Below are 19213 nucleotides of genomic sequence, written 5' to 3'. Positions count from 1 at the left end.
CCAACGTTCAGAGAGTTTTTAAAAAACGATAGGGAAACACACATGTTCACTAAAAGTAAGTTCAATCGCATTGCGATGGCTGTTGCGCTTTCAGTAGGCGTAGCATCTGCTGCAGTTGCAGCCGAAGGCCAGTCTTCTGCTATGCGTGGTGTAATTTCGGGTCCTCAGGGTAATCCTGCAGCGGGCAGTGTTATTACTATTCTTCACCAGCCTTCCGGTACGGTAAAGGAAGTGACTGTAAATGCTGACGGTCAGTTTTCTGCCCGTGGTCTGCGTGTTGGCGGTCCTTACACAATTATTATCGAGTCTGATAAGTTTCAAAGTGCCGTTATTGAAGATGTCTATCTGGACATCAACGATGCATTCGTTCTTGACCAGGCTCTGGAAGCCCAGGGCGACGTAGAACGTATCACTGTTACCGGTGCACGTGATTTCTTCGCTAATAAAGGTTCAAGCTCAGTGTTCGGTCAGGAACAGCTGAACAAAATGCCTACCTTTAATCGTGATATCAAAGACGTACTGCGTGCTAACCCGCTGGCAGTCGTAGACGGTGACGAACTGTCAGTAGCCGGTTCAAACCCGAAGTACAATGGACTGACAATCGATGGTGTGGGCGTAAACGATACTTTTGGTCTGCAAGGCAATGGTTACCCTACTAACCGTCCGCCAATTTCTCTGGATGCAGTATCTCAGGTCTCTATCGATTACTCTCCGTTCAGTGCCCGTGCCGGTAAATTCGGTGGCGGTAACATCAGCGTAGTCACTAAATCAGGTACTAACGAATTCCACGGTACAGCTTTCATTGAGAATGTTCCATGGACTGGTGATGCGAAAGACAATCGCCTGAATCCGGGCAACGAAATTGAAGTGAGCAACGACGAAGAGTCATACGGCTTTACTGTTGGTGGTCCGATCCTGAAAGACAAATTGTTCTTCTTTGGTGCTTATGAGCATTGGGAAGAAGATGTAGCCTTCGATTATAACCTCAGCAATCTTGAAGCTTCTGGTCATGATGTGACTAATGCCGAAGTGGATCAGGTAGTTAGTATTCTGCAAAATACCTATGGTCTGCCTGATTCAATCGGTGGTGCACCAGCGCCAAATGAAGATGAGAAAATCCTGATCAAACTGGACTGGAACATCAACAGCGATCATCGTGCTGATTTCACCTACAGCGACCAGGATACCTCTGAACTGAATGGCTATACCCAATATTCGGACACAGTAAGTCTGTTATCTAATCAATGGACTATGGCACAGACTAACCGCTTCTACACCGGTCACCTGTATTCAGACTGGTCTGCGGATTTCCAGACTGAAGCTTCCTTGTCTTACAAAGAATACAAGCAAGCATCTAACACCAACTCCAACTGGGGTGAAATTAACATTCGTACTGCAGACGGCACCATCGTTGCAGGTCAGGACGAAAACCGTCAGGCCAACGAACTGGCTAACGAAGTCTGGAACTTCGGTCTGCACGCTACCTATCTGGCTGGCGACGTAGAGTACAAGTTCGGTGTTGAAATTGAAGATACCTGGAACTACAACCTGTACGGTCGTGATTCTGCCGGTACCTGGACCTTCGACAGTATTGAAGACTTTGAGAACAAAGCACCTTCTTATGTTGAATACTCCAATGCCTACACCAACAACGTGCAGGATATTGCCTACGACGTAAGCAGCACTCAGTACTCATTGTACGGTGATGCGACCTTCGAACTGTTTGATGATTTTGAAGTGACTGCCGGTCTGCGTTATGAGTATCTGACAATTGACGATACGCCACAGGAAAACGCTAACTTCGTAAATACTTACGGCTTCTCTAACACGGAGAACATGGACGGCTTCAACATCTTCCTGCCGCGTGTAAGCTTTAACTACGACGTCACTGAAAATCTGACTATCCGTGGTGGTATTGGGCGCTTTACCGGTGGTATGCCTCTGGTTTGGGTATCCAATGCTTATACCAACGATGGTGTGACTAAAGACGGCGCGACATCTTCTTCCATCGATGCATCAGAAGTTGATTTCACTACTGTACCGGCATCTCTGCAGGCTGAGCTTGCGCAAGGCGCTGGTAGCACTAACCAGATCGATCCTGATTTCGAACTGCCTTCAGACTGGCGTTATAACATCGCCGCTGATTACACCTTTGATATTCCGGGTGTAGGCGAAGACTTCGCGTGGACTACTGAGTTTACCTATACTGATAAGCAAAACGCAGCATACTGGGTTGACCTGTCCCGCGTAGACAACGGCAGACGTACTGCTGATGGCGGTCGTATTATCTGGGACAGCGTGTATGACGGTACTGAGTACGAAGGTAACTATGATCTGCAGCTGACTAACTCAGACGATGGCGGTCGTAATATTCTGCTGACTACCATGCTGAACAAATCATGGGATAACGGTATCAAGTGGAGCGCAGCTTACACTTACACTGATATCACTGAAGCAAACCCGGGTACCAGCTCTACCGCTGAGTCTAACTACCAGTACGAAGTGGGTGTTAACCGTAACGTTCCTATGGTTGGAACTGCTTACTACGAGATTAAGCATCGTCTGGTTATGACTTTAGGCTACGATCACGAGTTCTTCAGTGGTTACAACACTAACGTAACTATGTTCTTTGAACGTCGTTCAGGCCGTCCTTTCTCCTGGACTCTGGGCGCGTACAACGATGTTGGTCTGGGTGATCAGTATACCTTCGCTGGTTCAGATACCTATCTGCCTTATGTACCAACAGGTGCAGATGATCCTGCTGTAGATTGGGCGAACAGTTCTCTGACTTACGAAGAAGTAATGGCATTTGCTGAAGCTGCCGGTATTGCCGGTGCTGCGGGTGGTTATCCTGATAAGTATACTTCTACTCAGCCTTGGGTAACGACAATGGACCTGTCTATTTCTCAGGAAATCCCGGGCTTTGTTGAAGGTCATAAAGGTAAGTTTTACCTGAACATCGACAACTTTGCTAACCTGCTGAACGATGAGTGGGGTCAAACTTATGACCTGTCATATCCGCAGAACCTGCTGTATGACTACGACATCAACGAAAATGGTCAGTACGTTTACGATGAAGCGTATGGCGGTACTAACCTGAGCAACTTCGACTCGTTTGATTCTATTGAGTCAACCTGGCGAATCAAGGTAGGCGTGAAGTACATCTTCTGATAAGAGATGACTAACGGATTATAATAATAATAACCTGACGACAGTCCATTCAGAGCCAGCTTTCTTCCGGATAGCTGGCTTTTTTCTTTATGTTTTTTTCCTCCGCAATATACCTCTTCGATACAAAATCTCTCTTGTAATAAATATGACACAAAATATTGCTTCACTAGGACCGTTTTATGTCAGTAAACCGTAAATTTCTGCTGGATAGCGCAAATAATGTCCAGTAATATTAAACGGGGTCGGCGCATGAAATGCCAAAATTTTCCGGCAAACTGGCTACGTATTTTTTCATTTGTACGGAACCGGCTGGGAAGAGCCATAGATTTGCGTCGAAAACGACAGAAAAAGCATTTTAGTAAAAAAGGATTTTAATCGTTGTCTTGGCAGTTTCAGACCAGTTGGTCTGATTGGCCTATACGCTGTACAGGAACCAACACGGCAAGCTGTTTTTGTCATAAAAGTGTCATCCTGTGTGGGTACTCAGGTCTTAACCGCTCAGCACGATATGCCTGCAGGCATCCTGAATGCGGATAAATTAAAATACTCAAGGGAAAACACACATGAACACACCCGTTAAACTCACGCGCATTGCGCTTGCAGTGGCATTGTCCGTTGGTCTTACCGCTGCAGCCGTTGCACAAGAGACATCGTCATCGATTAAAGGTAGCATTGTTGGTCCTATGGGGAACCCTGCACCTGACACAGTTATCACCCTGAAGCACATCCCAACAGGTGCTGTGAAAACCATCTCTACTAACTCTGCAGGTCAGTTCTCACTGAGTGGTCTGCGTGTTGGTGGTCCATATGAAATCACTGTGGATTCTGACACCTTCAATGACACTAAAGTGTCTGACATCTACCTGACTCTGGGTGAACCACTTAACTTTAATTACCAGCTCGAAGAATCCAGTAACATTGAAGTTATTCAAATCACAGCTTCTCAGCTGGGTGCTGCTGCATTCGGTAAAATGGGACCGTCAGCGAGCTTCGATCTTGAGTCGATGAAAAGTGCGCCGGCTATTAACCGTAACATCACGGATATCATTCGTATTGACCCGCGGGTTTACGTTGACGAAACCCGTGGTGACTCGAACCCTGTTCAGTGTGTGGGTAAATCTAACCGCTTCAACAGCCTGACTGTTGACGGTGTAAAAATGAATGACTCCTTTGGTTTAGGCTCAAACGGTTATCCGACTATCCGTATGCCTTTCTCTTATGACGCATTAAGTCAGGTTACCGTAGAAATTGCACCTTTTGATGTAATCTACTCTGGCTTTACAGGTTGTAATATCAATGCCGTTACGAAGACCGGTACCAACGAAATCCACGGTGGCGCTTTCTACGATTACGGTTCTGATTCTCTGCAAGGTGACTCACTGGAAGGTGATTCTATTGCTTCTCCAAGCTACAGCGATAAGCGTTACGGCTTTAATGTAGGCTTTCCGCTGCTTAAAGATACTGTGTTCGGTTTCGTTTCATATGAAAAGTATGAAGGTTCAAGCATCTTTACCCGTGGCGCAATTGGTTCCGGTGCCATTAATGAAGTTGGCCTGCGTCAGGAAGATCTGGATGAAATCGTCCGTATTTCTAACGAGCTGTACCAGTATGACCCGGGCCCGGTGCCTACCAGCATTCCTGAAGAAGATGAAAAGCTGCTTGTTCGTCTTGACTGGAACATCAATGATGCACACCGTTTAAGCTATACCTACAACTATAACGACGGTAACTTCTTTGCTGAGTCCGATGGTGATCTGGATGAATTTGAACTGCAAAACCACCTGTACGAAGTAGGGACTGAATTACAATCTCACGTACTGTCATTGTACTCTGACTGGAACGACAAATTCTCTACCGAAATCCGTTACTCTTACCTTGATGTTGATAACCGTCAGAACTCTCTGGAAAACCAGACCGGTGCTGTTGGTGGTATGAACTTCGGTGAAATGCAGATTTACGTTGAGAACCCGGATACCGGTGAAGACGTTGTTGTGTATATCGGTGGTGACGACAGCCGTCAGGCTAACGATTTGAACTACGATGTGACGGGTCTTATTCTTCGTGGTTATTACGCTCTGGATAATGGTCATGACCTGACATTCGGTTACGAGCGCGAAGCCCTCGATGTATTTAACGTGTTCGTTCAGCACACTGAAACAGAAATGCGTTTCTACGGTGGTATTGAAGCATTTGAAGCGGGTTTACCGGGTGCGATTTACTACAACAACGCACCATCCGGCGATCCTAACGATGCAGCTGCGGTTTGGAGCTATGAAATTAACGCACTGTATCTGGAAGACGAGTTTGCCTTTAACGATGACCTGACTCTGACAGTCGGTTTACGTTATGACTGGTACACCACAGATTCAGCGCCGGAAGAAAATGCAGAATTCGTAGAAAGCTACGGTTTCTCTAACAGCGGAACGCTGGATGGCGAAGGTCTGCTGCAGCCACGTATCGGCTTTAATTATTACCTGAACGACAGCACTGAATTACGCGGTGGTTTGGGTCTGTTCTCTGGTGGTAACCCTAACGTTTGGTTATCTAATAACTTCTCAAACAACAACGTATTGCAGTTTGGTGCCCGTGGCCGTGACTACGGTTACACAGACGGCTCACGCTCACTGTTTGACGCAGATGTTGTTTACCTTGGCGTAGAAGACGGTGTACCAGCCGGTCCCGGTTATGGTATTCCATCTGAAATGTACAATGCCGTTGCTGCAGGCACCGGAGCGAATAACGAAATCAACTATCTTGACCCTGATTTCGAAATTCCGTCAGAGCTTAAAATGGCACTGGGCGTGACTCACCAGACCGAAGACAACTATATCCTTCAGGCCGACCTGTTAGTGTCCCGCACACAAAACCAGGCAATTGTTTTGCGTGGCGACCTGGACCAGGTGGGTACTACAGATGATGGTTATGCCATTTACGAAAGCAACCGTGTTGGTTCTTTTGTACTGACTAACTCTGATGTTGAGTCTACCTCTTACACAGTATCTTTCGGTGTAATGAAGCAGTATGAAAACGGCATCAACCTGGCCGGTGGTTATGCGTATAACCATGCTGAAGACGTTCAGCCTATGACCAGCTCTGTGGCGTTCTCTAACTATCAGTACCGTGCATTTACCTCGCCGAATGAGCAGGTTTCTTCGCTGTCTGATTACAACATTGAACACCGTTTCACACTGAATGTGAGCTATGACATCGAACTGATTGATGGTTACCCTACAACTCTGGGCGCCTTCGGTCTTATTCAGTCTGGCAAGCCATACAGCTACACGCTGTCCCGAGACGACTCCAACGGCGTATTCGGCTTTACACCATACCTGGATAGTAACAACGTGCTGCCAGTTGGCGGAGAGCGTAACGGCGAAGACGGTTCATGGTGGAACAAGATTGACCTGCGTTTAACTCAGCAACTGCCTGGTTTCACAGATGGTCACAGTGCCAGTGCATTTATCGTATTTGATAACTTCACTAACTTCCTGAATGACGACTGGGGTGTCGCTGAGCGTGTGCTTTTCAACACTGTTGAAGTCGGTGCCTCAGAACCTGAAGCCCGTATGGGTGATGCGTCTCTGTGGGAAGTACGTGTAGGTGTTAACTACAACTTCTAATCTGACAACAGGAAGCTCAGCTTCTTAACTCAGAAAAAAGCATATAAACCGCCGTTTTTTACGGCGGTTTTTTTAGCTTAAAGAAAAACTACCTCAGCATTTACCCTCCGGCAGTTTCAGCATTGCCTTCATCAAGATTACCCAAACCACCACCCATCACCCGGTAAAGGGTAATGCGGTTACTTAAATCAATTAGCTGCGTGGAAATCAGCGACTGCTGTGCACTATAAAGAGTGCGTTGTGAGGTGAGGGCATCCTGGAAACTGTTCACGCCATTTTCATAGCGGGCCAGTGACAGGCGGTAACTGTCTGATGCGACATCTACCAGATCCTGTTGCGCACCAAGCTGACGGGCAATGGTGCCTCGTCTTGCCAGTGCATCTGCCACGTCAGAAAATGCGGTTTGGATGCTGTATTCATAAGCGGCAACCATTTTGTCCCGATTGGCCTTCGCGTAATCAAGTTGCGCATCGTTGGCGCCACCAGTGAATATTGGCACCGATACTGAAGGGATAAGACTCCAGATTGTGGACGCGCCACCGCTAAAAATGTCTGCCAGCACATTACTGGCCAGGCCGCCGGTCGCGGTTAGCGTAACAGACGGGAAGTAGTTTGCCCTGGCGGCACCAATATCTGCATTGGCGGATTTAAGGTTATGCTCAGCGGCAAGTATATCCGGTCTGTTGAGTAAAATGTCGGACGTCAGCCCTGCCGGGATCACGCTAATGAAATCATCGCTCTCCGGCAGACCATCAGGTAACCATTGCTTATCTATGCCACTGCCTGCGAGTAACATGAGCGCATTAATATCCTGTGCGACCTGCGTGGTGTAGCTGGCAATATCTGCCATTGCAGTGTGGTAGGTGGTTTGCGCATCCAGCACATCCACTTTTGAGTCGACGCCCAGCTCATTACGGCGGCGGGTGATCTCCATGGCTTTCTGTGCGTTTTGTGCGGTTTCTTCCGCCAGTTTCAGCAAGCTCTGATCCGACGCCAGCGTCAGCCAGGCATTGGCGGTTTCGGCAATAAGCGTGATCTTTGCCGCTCTGGCTGTTTCCACAGAATAAAGCAAGCTTTGCTTATCAGCTTCGGTTGCGCTCTGATTCTTGCCGAACAAATCAATTTCGTATCCGCTTAGGCCGGCATCAGCTTCATAGCTGGTGCTAACGGAGCCGTCTGACGATTTCGCCCGCGTACCGGTTACACTCGCATTCAACGTAGGAAACAATTCAGCCCGCTGAATGCGGTAGGTGGCTCTTGCTGCCTCTACATCTGCAAGGGTTTGTCGTAAATCGCGGTTGTTATCCAGTGCCGTCTGAATCACTTTCTGCATTCTGCTGTCGGTAATAAACGACTGCCAGGGAAGCTGCAAAATGGCGTCAGCATTCTGCAGCGACGTTTGTTCAACATTCGTTGAATCAGTGTAAGCCTCGCCTGCCGGCCACTCAGAGGGCACCGGTGATGCAGGGCGCTCATAATCCGGCGCCAGGGTTGCGCAGCCGCTCAGCGACAGGGCGACAACGACGGCGCACAGAGATATCTTGCTAAAATGACGTGTAGGTTGCATTGATTACTCCTTATCCGCAGCAGTGTCATAAACGGGCTTTCTGGCCGGAAACGCAGTTCTTACCAGTACGAAAAACATGGGAATGAAGAATATGGCCAGCAAAGTCGCGGTTAGCGTACCGCCCAAGATACCTGTTCCGATGGATATCCGGCTGTTTGCTCCTGCACCCGATGCGATAACAAGGGGGAAAATACCAAAGACAAAGGTAAGCGAGGTCATAATGATCGGGCGCAGACGTTGTGCTGCTGCCTGAATGGCGGCATCCACGGCGCTTTGCCCTTTTTCATAAGCGGCTTCGGCAAACTCAACAATCAGGATGGCATTTTTAGCGGATAACCCGATGGTGGTCAGCAGCGCAACCTGAAAGTAAACATCGTTTTCAAGGCCACGGAAAGTGGCTGCCAGTGCTGCACCAATTAATCCTAGCGGAATAACCAGCATTACCGAGAATGGAATAGACCAGCTTTCGTAAAGTGCTGCCAGTGCCAGAAAGACTACCAGAATAGAAATGGCGTACAGGTAGACAGATTGCCCGCCGGACAGATTTTCCTGATAGGACAATCCGGACCAGGCATAGGTCACCTTGCCGTTACCCACTTCATCTGCAAGGCGCTCCATTTCCGCCATCGCTTCGCCGGAACTGACGCCCGACGCTGCGTTGCCTTGAATCTCATAGGAAGCCAGGCCGTTAAAGCGGCTTAAGGTTTGCGGCATCTGCGACCAGGAAACACTGGAAAAGGCACTGAATGGTGTCATGGTGGTGTTGCCGTCACTGTCAGTACCACGCACGTGCCACTGGCGCAAATCTTCCGGTTTGGCGCTGTAGTTACTGTCGCCCTCAATGTAGACTTTTTTCACCCGGCCGCGGTCAAGAAAATCGTTCACATAAGAACCGGCCCAGGCCGAAGATAAGGTGTCGGCCACATCTGACAAACTTAACCCCATGGCAACCGCTTTCTCGTTATCAATATCGATATCCAGTTGCGGGGTTTCACTTAGCGTACCTTCACGCACACCACTCAGCAGCGGATTGGTGCGGGCTTGTTGTAAAAAAGCATTCTTTATTTCTGTCAGTTCGTCACGGGTTGTGCCCGCTGCTGCCTGCAACTCAAAGGTAAAGCCGTTACTTTGACCGAGACCCTGAATCACCGGCGGCAGCATAGCTATAACACTGCCATCGCGGAGCTCGCTCATCTTCATCATCAGGCGACCGGCAATGTCTGATGCCGATTCACCGTCGCCGGTTCTTTCGTCCCAGTCTTTCAGTGACAGGAAGCCCATACCTGCGTTCTGGCCGCTACCGGAAAAGCTGAAGCCTGAAACTGTAAAGAAGTGATCAACCAGATCCGATTCCTCTTCCTGAATATAAGTCTGAATTTCATCGGCAATGGCGGTGGTACGGGTAATCGATGCACCGGCAGGTAAGTTAAACATCACCATTACATCACCCTGATCTTCTTCTGGCAAAAAGCTGGAAGGGAGTTTCACCATCATCAGGCCCATCACCGCAATAATTACCACATAACCGGCCAGCCAGAATTTAGGGCGCTTAATCGCCGATACCGCACGCAGGTTATATTTGTCGGCAAACTTATCGAACATACGGTTAAACCAGCCGAAAAAGCCCCCTGTCTGACGGCTTGCGCCGGTATCTTTTAGCAGTGATGCACACAGCATTGGGGTTAGCGTTAACGCTACAAATACCGATAACAGCATGGACGAAATCACGGTTACCGAAAACTGACGGTAGATAACGCCGGTTGAACCACTGAAAAAAGCCATAGGCAGGAACACGGCGCAGATCACAATGGATGTACCGATAAGGGCAGAGGTGATCTCTTTCATAGATTGGATCGTGGCATCCCGGGGCGACATCTTTTCCTCTGACATCAACCGTTCCACGTTTTCAATTACTACGATGGAGTCATCTACCAGTAAGCCGATGGACAGCACCAGGCCAAACATAGTCAGGGTATTAATGGAGTAGCCCATTGCGGCCATGATGCCGAATGTACCCAAAAGCACCACGGGCACGGAAATGGTCGGGATAATTGTTGCCCGCCAGTTTTGCAGGAACAACCACATGATCAATACCACCAGAACAATGGCAATAATCAGGGTTTCCACGACTTCCAGAATCGATAACTTGATAAACGGGGTAGCGTCTTTCGGAAACGCCATTTTGTAGTTGTCCGGGAAATTCTTTTCCAGATCACTCAATACCGCTTTAACCCGTTCTGATGTATCCAGCGCATTGGCACCGGGAGCCAGCATAATGGCAATACCGGATGCAGGATGACCGTCGAGACGGGGAACAGCTGTGTACGATTCACTGCCCATTTCAACACGGGCAACCTGAGATAACCGTACATCGGTGCCCTGGCGGTCAGACTTCACAATGATGTTTTTAAAATCGGAAACACTCTGCAGCATGGACTGAGCCGTTACGGTAGCATTCAGCTCCTGCGTATCGGGAGAGGGCATGTCACCGATTTTACCGGCGGGTACCTGCACGTTCTGGGCGCTCAGGGCAGAGGTAATATCTGAGGGCATCAGTTCGTATGCCGCCAGCTTTGCCGGGTCGAGCCATATGCGCATGGCATACTGGGAACCGAATACGTTGATATCACCCACACCTTCAGTACGGGCAATGGTGTCCTGCATATTTGAGGCGATATAATCCGAGATATCGAACTCAGAGTCCTCGTCGGTTTCGTCGTAAACAGCAGCAATAAGCAGCATATCGCTTTGCGATTTGGTTACCGTCACCCCTTCAGATTGCACGGCAGAAGGCAAGCGGGAGTTCACCTGTTGCACTTTATTCTGAACCTGTACCTGCGCGTAATCGGCATCCGTTCCCTGCTCAAATGTCAGCGAGATACTGGCACTGCCGCTGGATGAGCTGGAGGAAGAAAAATATAATAGTCCGTCAAGACCAGTAAGCTGCTGTTCCAGTACCTGCGTGACGCTGTTCTCCACGGTTTGGGCGTCTGCACCGGAATAGTTGGCACTGATGCTCACAGTAGGCGGCGCAATATCAGGGTATTGGGCAATGGGTAAAGAGAGTATGGAAGCGGTTCCCGCCAGCATAATAATAATGGCGACAACCCAGGAGAATACGGGCTTATCTATGAAGAATCGGGCGAACATTACTCATTTCCTTCCTGATTTTTTGCTTTCGGCGCTGCCACTCTGCCATCTTCGTTCAGCGTGACTTCAGTAACGGTGATGTCTGCGCCGTCCTGTAAACCGTCGATGCCTTCCACTATCACTTTTTCACCGGCCTTGATGCCGGACTCAGTCAGCCATTTATTACCGGTGGCTTCCTGTAAGGTCAGCGACCTTTTCACTGCTTTACTCCCTGAAGCTACCCAGGCGAAAGCATTGCCTTTATTGTCAAACTGCACGGCTTGCTGGGGTACAAGAATCGCGTTTTCGTCTACCGCTATGGTGACTTTGGTGCGGATAAACATGCCAGGCATGAGAATGCCGTCCGGATTGGGAAAAGTCGCCCGTAGGGTAATAGAGCCGGTTGCTTCATCAACAGCTACTTCATGCATAGTGAAGGAGCCGGTTTCATCATATTCAGTATTGTTTTCCAGCATGGCGATAACATCACTTGAGCCGGATGTTACGCCCTCACGCTGCATCATGGCACGGCGCTCAAGCACACCTTCGCTGGTTTCTGTCATATCTATATAAATCGGGTCGAGTTTGCGAATGGTGGTTAACGCCGTGTCCTGGCCCTGAGTAAGCAATGCGCCTTCGGTCACATTAGAAATACCGGTACGGCCACTGATGGGTGCAGTAATGCGGGTAAAAGCAAGATTCACATTGGCAGAGTCCAGTGCCGCCTGCGCTTTCGCCAGTGAGGCCTGAGCAACCAGATAGTCTGCATGGGCGTTATCGGCATCTTGTTGGGAAATGCCTTCTATCTTTAATAAGTTCTGGTAGCGCTCATCAATAAGCCGGGTTGACTCCACAGACGCTTTGGCGCTCACCAAGTCTGCTTTGGCTTCGTTTACGCTGGCGCGATAGGTTGAATCGTCAATCTGATAGAGTAGTTGCCCTTTTTCTACAAAACTGCCTTCTTCAAACAAACGCTGTTCGAGCACGCCGCCGACCTGTGGCCTAATCTGAGCGGTTTGTTGTGCAACAACACGGCCTTGCAGCGTGCGGGTAATCGGGAACGTTTGTGTGGCTATGGTAATTGCACTAACGGCGGTGGCGCGGGGCGCAGAGCTTTGATTTTGTGTTGTGTCACTGCAGGCTGAAAGGGTAAGCAGGCTGGTGAGAACACAGAGGGTGGTGGCGATCTTCATGGCGATTCCTTGTTTAATCCGGAGCTGACGGCACTAAGCGCTTTCCCGTCAGTTTGCTGAAGCAGAGTGTATCGACAAGGAGGGTTAAGGCAGGGTTAACGCGGTTTTATGAGAAGGCAAATTAGCGAAAAAGCGGGACGAATTTACTCATTCACCGGCGTTTTTGCCGTGAATGAACGCGCCATTTACAAAGGGGGTACAATGCTGAAGGAATAAAAAAAGCACCTGAAAAGGTGCTTTGTGCAATAGCAACTGTGTCAGACGTTTTCGAACAGGTTCTCTACGCGCTGACGAATTTCTTCGATACGGGTGACGTCAGCCGGGGCGATAAAAATCGTATCATCACCGGCAATGGTACCCAGCACGCCGTCTTTCTGACTCAGAGAGTCAAGCAATCTTGCGATAAGCTGTGCGGCACCGGGGCTGGTTCTTATGATTACCATCACATTATTGTGTACAATGTCGAGCACGAGCTGTTTAAGCGGACTTTTCGCCGTAGGCATGCCAAGTTCAGGTGGTAAACAGTAAACCATATCACCGCGGGCATTTCGCGTTCTTACCGCGCCGAATTTACTCAGCATACGGGACACTTTTGATTGGCTGATGTTATCAAAACCCTGTGATTTCAGTGCTTCAACGATTTCACCCTGAGACCCGAAGCTTTCTGCTTTCAGGATCTCTTTGAAGGCTTTGATCATCTTTTCTTGTTTTACGTTAGCCATATTTTCCTGTCGTATTTGGTGTTTAAGGGTACAAACCGCTATTATTGTGCCGTAGTCATCACATTTAAGCAATATTTATGCATATCCATTCAAATTATTGCATAATCTTGCGGCTTATACCCATTATGCATGCATAAGACCATTGGGTGATTGAGTTTTTTTACGCGTTGATTTACTGTGACGCTCCGTTTTTTTGACGAGTAACTATTCCATAGGAGAAATGGTATGAAAGTAGCCGTGTTAGGTGCTGCCGGTGGTATTGGTCAAGCGCTGTCATTGTTGTTGAAAACACAATTGCCAGCAGGTTCTGAATTAGCGTTATATGACGTTGCGCCAGTTGTTCCTGGTGTTGCTGTTGACCTGAGCCACATCCCCACCGCGGTGAAAGTTACCGGTCATGGTAAAGATGATCTGGCTGATGCGCTTACCGGTTGTGACGTTGTTCTTATTCCGGCCGGCGTTCCGCGTAAGCCTGGTATGGACCGTTCTGACCTGTTCAACATCAATGCCGGTATCGTTAAGAACCTGATTGAAGGTGTTGCTGATAACTGTCCTTCTGCTTGTGTTGGTATTATCACTAACCCTGTAAACACTACTGTTGCTATCGCTGCTGAAACGCTGAAAGCAAAAGGCGTTTACGACAAGAACAAGCTGTTCGGTGTTACTACTCTGGATGTGATCCGTGCTGAGACTTTCGTGTCTGAACTGAAAGGTCTGGACGTATCAAGCGTACATGTTCCTGTAATCGGTGGTCACTCCGGTACGACTATCCTGCCTCTGCTGAGCCAGGTTGAAGGTGTTTCTTTCACTGACGAAGAAGTAGCAAGCCTGACTACACGCATCCAGAATGCAGGTACTGAGGTTGTTGAAGCGAAAGCTGGCGGCGGTTCTGCGACGCTTTCTATGGGTCAGGCTGCAGCACGTTTCTGTCTGTCTCTGGTTGCTGCAATGCAAGGTGAAAACGTTGTTGAGTACACCTATGTACAAACTGACGACAGCGATGACGCGGCATTCTTCGCACACCCTGTACGTTTAGGTCCTAACGGCGTTGAAGAGATTCTGCCATACGGCGAGCTGAGCGCTTTCGAACAAAAAGCGAAAGACGACATGCTGGAAGGCCTGCGTGGCGACATCAAAATTGGTGTTGAATTCGTAAACGGCTAATCCCGTTTCGACAATGTATTGAAAAACCGGCTCTCAAAAGCCGGTTTTTTTATGCCCTGATTTCAGGCACAGAATGAATTGTTTGAAAGTACAGGATGATTTAACGATAACAGCGCTCCTGAACGATATCAGAGCGACTTAATACACATCCCTGTGATAACGGTGGCTGTCGGTTAACTGTTGCACCTGTTCCTCTCCGAGCATCCTGATTAATGTTTGGTGTACGCCTTCACCCATACCATCGTAGCTGCCGCAAACGTATATCTGGCCGTTATTGTTTACCACATCACGAAGCGCTTCTTCGCTTTGCTGCAGCGCTTGTTGCACATACATGGGATGGTCCGGACAACGTGAGAATACCCGTTTCACGTTAACATTGGCTGCGTTCAGCGCCTGTGCAGGAATAACTTCTGACAGGATGTCATCATGTTCCCGTGTGCGTTCACCGAATAACACGTAAACCGGTGCTGTATGTTGCTGTTCTGCTGCCTGCATCCACTGAGCACGGATACCTGCCAGTCCACTGCCGGCAGCTATCAGAAGTAGTGGTTTGTTGTTAAGTGTAAGGTGGCAGGCGGGGTTTACATGCAACTTAGCTTTAACTGTGTCGTTTAACTTCAACTGCTGTGTCAGCCACCCTGAGGCCAGGCCCTGACTGCCGTCCTCTTTTATCGCCAGCCTTACAATCAATTTAATGATGTTACTTTCGCTGCTTACAGAGGCGATAGTATAGCTGCGGGCGATTTCCTCTGATGTATTCATGGGCAGTACATCAAGAATATCACCGGCTTGCCAGTGCTGAGCATTGTGCCCGGCGTAAAGATCGATTTCAAAAAGCGGGTGACGGGGACCACTGTTGAGTTGTCGCCGGCGGATAAGCGTGAAATCCTCATACGCGGGTGCAGCCACACTTGCAGATGAGTATTGTGCCAGTGCGGTAGTCTCTTCACCTTTACTGTGATCAAGCTTAACCAGTGGTGCAACGGGGCTGGCACCCAATGCATTCAACCGTTTATCAATATGTTCGCCGAAAGCACAAAAATGCGGATATTTACTGTCTCCCAGCGCGACGACTTCATACTCGAGATGAGATAAATCAATTTCGTTCCTGCGGGTGCGGTTCAGGGCTTTGAAAAATGAACGTCCGTTATCGGGCGGCTCACCATGACCGTAAGTACTTACTACAAATAAAGCCCTTTCGAATTCTTTCAGACGCTCCGGTGTGATGGCTGATAATGGCATCAGCACACCGTGTTTAAAGTCTCTGTGGTTTGCAGCATAAGCTTCTGACAGTGCCTGTGCGGTGCCTGTCTGGCTGGCCCAGGCAATAAGAATATTGCTTTCCTGAGAGTGCTGCCTCAGCAAATGCTTCCCTTTGTGTTTCCAGAACAGATAGCCAACCCAGAGGGAGTAGGCCGCTACCATAAAAAGACCCGTCAGTAGTCGTTCAAACTCGGTCACAACCAGAATACCTTAATGAATAAAAACCAGCATAATGAAAACAGGGATGAGGAAACCCAGAGCCGTTACCGGCCAGGTTGACGCTTTGTGCGGCGCCTGTTTTATCAGTAATTGCAGTCCGGTGACGGTGAAAATAATCACTACCACAGAAAAAATATCAATAAACCATTGCCATGCTGTGCCGGTATTCCGGCCTTTATGTAAATCGTTAAAGTAAGCTATCCAGCCGCGATCTGAGCCTTCGTACACTAATTCACCCATTTCGGTATCCACCGACAACCAGTGATCCTGACCGGGACCGGGCCACGAAACATACAGCTCAACACCATCCCATTCTCCTTCCTTATCTGACGGCGGCGTGATGCGCTGAGCGTCAGCCAGCCAATTTCTTAATGAAGCGGGCAGAGCGACAGAGCCTTCAGGCAACTCACTGATATCAGACAGCACATTATCCGGTAATTCCGCCTCAACATTTCTTACCTGCGGGACTACTTCAATATCCGCCGCGTGATTAAGCGTGATACCGGTTATGGCGAACATGAACATGCCAATCATGCAGATGGCGGCTGAAATCCAGTGCCATTGCCGGGCACTGCCAAGGGAAAATCGCATAGTGTTACTCTAATTCGGGAATACAGGCTTTGTAACATAATTCAAAGCAGGATAGGGATATGATAATGGGAATTATTATTTTTTGAAGTGAAGCCGGCCCGCATAGCAGGCCGGTTATCGTCATATCAGAGTAATTTGCTTATCAGAAAGTGTAAGTGATATAGGCACTTGCGCTTCGTCCCGGTTCAGAGAACCGCTGGTAACCGGTACCGCTGACACCTGAGAAGAAACCACCATTACCTGAGCGAAGATTGTCCACAACACCCCAGTTGTAGAACTCCTTATCTGTCAGGTTGTAGATAGCCGCTGTGAGTGTCAGGTTTTCTGTGATCGCATAGAAACCTGTGAGGTCAAACACGGTATAGCTTTGCGGGTAGAAGAAAGGGCCACTGCCGTTGTTCAGCGAGGTGAAACTCTTCTGATCAGACTCATCCATTCCGGCTGAATAAACCATGTGGGCTTTAATACCCCAGTTGCGCTCGTCTGAAAGGTAACCAACGCTCACCGTCGCAGAGTCAGGTGCCAGAGTCTCAAGATCATCTCCTTTATCGTAGAAGTCGAAATCATCTTCGCTGGCCGGCGTGTATTCAGACAGGTATTCACCGTCTAGGGCAGAATACGTCAGGCGACCGGTAATGTTGTCTGTGAATAAATAAAAGGCACTGAATTCAATCCCTTCAACTTTTATTTCACCGGAGTTCTGTGCCTGGGTATAGACGTCTTCTGTCAGTACTTCACTTGTACAGGTACCGGTGTAGTAACTGCAGGTCTCAATATTTACTTCAGCATCGTAAGGGGTAGAAAAGGTTTCGCTTTGGATGCGGTTTGTATAGTTTGTTCTGAACGCGCTCAGGCTGATAAAGCCTCGTTCGAACTGAGCCAGGTAGCTGATTTCATAGTTAACAGACTTTTCCGCATCCAGGTTCGGATTCGATATTTCGTCAATGTCCTGATAAACCGTGCCGGTAACTGTATCCGTAATTTCTTCGCCGGAGTTAGTACCAAAATAGAGTTCCTGCAGCGTCGGTGCTTTATAGCCCTGACTGATTTTTGCCTGAATTTCCTGACCGGGTATGAATTCATAGCTTAATCCTACTTCACCGATTAGAGCGTTAAATTGTGCATCGGAAACGCTCTGGCCCAGCGGATCGGAAAAACTGTCATTTAATTCCGGCTCATAGTCTGTTTTGTCGTAGCGTGCACCTACATACAGTTTTACTACTTCGTTCAGTGCCATGGTGTCGGCAGCATACACAGACAGGACATGTTTATCTGATGCAGGAACAAAGCCCTGATCCAGAATAGGGTAACCATCCAGTACCGGGTCGCTGGTGGTTTCACCATCGTAGCGGCGGTCATACATGATGTTTTCTACAGACACAGATTGATAATTCACACCATAAGCAAAGTCATGGTTGATATCTCCCTCAACCGACTTTTTAAGGTCGATATTCAGACTGGTGGAATCCTGTTCAAAGCTGCGATCTTCCTGACGAAGGATCACGGCACCCTGGCTTGAGTAAAGAAAAGAGGTCAGGCCGGATGTGTACAGTTGTTGATAATCTGCTTTCACTTCAATGCTGTCGAAGAAAAGGTTACCGGCATTGTCCTGTTTATAGAAAATACCCGCGCGCTCACGGTTATTTTCGTCATTACTGCTGAAATTGTAATAGCTGGCAGTTTCACCTTCAGCCGGTTCACGGGATAACGGCGTGCCATCTGAAGAGCGGTCAGTTTTTTCGTAAACCACACCAATTTGTGCATCTTCAGATAAGTTATAGGCCAGCTTCAGCAGCACGGCATCTGAAGTGTTATCCATCGGATCGGCCTGTCCACGTGCAGGTCCGGAAATATCTGCACCGTTGCTGTGGGCTTCCGTTTCATTGCCGTCACGACGGGTGTATTGCAACAGGCTTTCAAAATTGCCGGTACGGTTTGCAACAGAGCCGTTGATCAACCATTCGTTTGAACGTGAATCGAAACCGGTTTTGACTCTGCCGCCGGTTGCATCGCCGGACACAGGCAGAAAATCTGCGGCATCATTAGTGACATAGGTTACTGCCCCGGCCAGTGCGCCTGAGCCGTTTGCGACAGCACTTGCACCTTTCGAAATTGTTACGGTTTTAACGTGTTCAAGTTCTACCTGACCACGACTCGAACCGAACATGCCGTAAGCCGCAAAGCTTGACGGGTTAAGAGTTTCGCCCTGAGAGATACCGTCTACGGTTACGGCAACAGCATCGCCTTCCAGACCGCGGATATTGAATCCGTCATCACCGAAGCGGTTTCCCGAATCATTAATTTGAACGCCGGCTTCATAGCGGGCGGTATCTTCGATGTTGGTAATTGATTGTTCTGCCAGCGTTTTAGCATCCAGAGTAACCGCAGTGGATGTCATTTCTTTACTGTCTTCGCTCTGTACTTTGGTTGTGGCGAGTTGTTCTTTTTCTTGTGCGAAAACATTACCAGACAAGATCGCCGTGACTGCAAAAAACAGGGCTGACCGTTTGAAGTTCATGAGTGGCTCCGTGCAATATTAATAAAAGTGCAAATAATTAGTATTTAGATCTAAGT

10 protein-coding genes are annotated in these 19213 nt (G+C 48.5%); 3 read left to right on the top strand and 7 right to left on the bottom strand.

Translation table 11 applies throughout. From position 1 onward, the window contains the following. Positions 1-42 precede the first annotated feature (42 nt). Positions 43-3171, top strand: a complete 3129-nt coding sequence (locus ACXAGC_RS18475) for a TonB-dependent receptor (RefSeq protein WP_474846174.1) — start codon at positions 43-45, stop codon at positions 3169-3171. A gap of 563 nt (positions 3172-3734) precedes the next feature. Beyond that, positions 3735-6791 (top strand): TonB-dependent receptor, encoded by a 3057-nt coding sequence (locus ACXAGC_RS18470; protein WP_474846172.1) that lies wholly within the window; start codon positions 3735-3737, stop codon positions 6789-6791. Between the two features lie 100 nt (positions 6792-6891). Here ACXAGC_RS18470 and ACXAGC_RS18465 read toward each other — a convergent pair whose 3' ends face one another. The 4 genes from ACXAGC_RS18465 to argR form a co-directional block, all read right to left on the bottom strand. Beyond that, a complete protein-coding gene (locus ACXAGC_RS18465; protein WP_474846170.1) occupies positions 6892-8358 on the bottom strand; it encodes an efflux transporter outer membrane subunit in 1467 nt (488 codons plus the stop codon). A gap of 3 nt (positions 8359-8361) precedes the next feature. Then, positions 8362-11508, bottom strand: a complete 3147-nt coding sequence (locus ACXAGC_RS18460; protein ID WP_474846168.1) for an efflux RND transporter permease subunit — start codon at positions 11506-11508, stop codon at positions 8362-8364. After that, positions 11508-12680 carry an efflux RND transporter periplasmic adaptor subunit gene (locus tag ACXAGC_RS18455; protein WP_474846166.1) on the bottom strand — a complete coding sequence of 391 codons (1173 nt, stop codon included), beginning with the start codon at positions 12678-12680 and terminating at the stop codon, positions 11508-11510. Before ACXAGC_RS18455 ends, ACXAGC_RS18460 begins: the two co-directional genes overlap by 1 nt. A gap of 257 nt (positions 12681-12937) precedes the next feature. Further along, positions 12938-13402, bottom strand: a complete 465-nt coding sequence (gene argR, locus ACXAGC_RS18450) for a transcriptional regulator ArgR (RefSeq protein ID WP_119502583.1) — start codon at positions 13400-13402, stop codon at positions 12938-12940. Between the two features lie 225 nt (positions 13403-13627). Here argR and mdh point away from each other — a divergent pair, with 225 nt between their 5' ends. Next, positions 13628-14566, top strand: a complete 939-nt coding sequence (mdh, locus tag ACXAGC_RS18445; protein ID WP_119502582.1) for a malate dehydrogenase — start codon at positions 13628-13630, stop codon at positions 14564-14566. A 138-nt stretch (positions 14567-14704) separates the two neighbouring features. Here mdh and ACXAGC_RS18440 read toward each other — a convergent pair whose 3' ends face one another. From ACXAGC_RS18440 to ACXAGC_RS18430, 3 genes are all read right to left on the bottom strand, one after another. Then, on the bottom strand, positions 14705-16027 hold the full coding sequence (locus tag ACXAGC_RS18440) for an NADPH cytochrome P450 oxidoreductase family protein (protein WP_474846163.1): 1323 nt from the start codon (positions 16025-16027) through the stop codon (positions 14705-14707). A 12-nt stretch (positions 16028-16039) separates the two neighbouring features. Then, positions 16040-16639 (bottom strand): PepSY-associated TM helix domain-containing protein, encoded by a 600-nt coding sequence (locus tag ACXAGC_RS18435; protein WP_474846161.1) that lies wholly within the window; start codon positions 16637-16639, stop codon positions 16040-16042. Between the two features lie 142 nt (positions 16640-16781). Further along, positions 16782-19157 (bottom strand): TonB-dependent hemoglobin/transferrin/lactoferrin family receptor, encoded by a 2376-nt coding sequence (locus ACXAGC_RS18430; protein WP_474846159.1) that lies wholly within the window; start codon positions 19155-19157, stop codon positions 16782-16784. Positions 19158-19213 lie beyond the last annotated feature (56 nt).

The organism is Alteromonas sp. AWJ4_197 (assembly GCF_056160285.1).
This window is presented reverse-complemented; position numbering and strand designations above follow the sequence as displayed.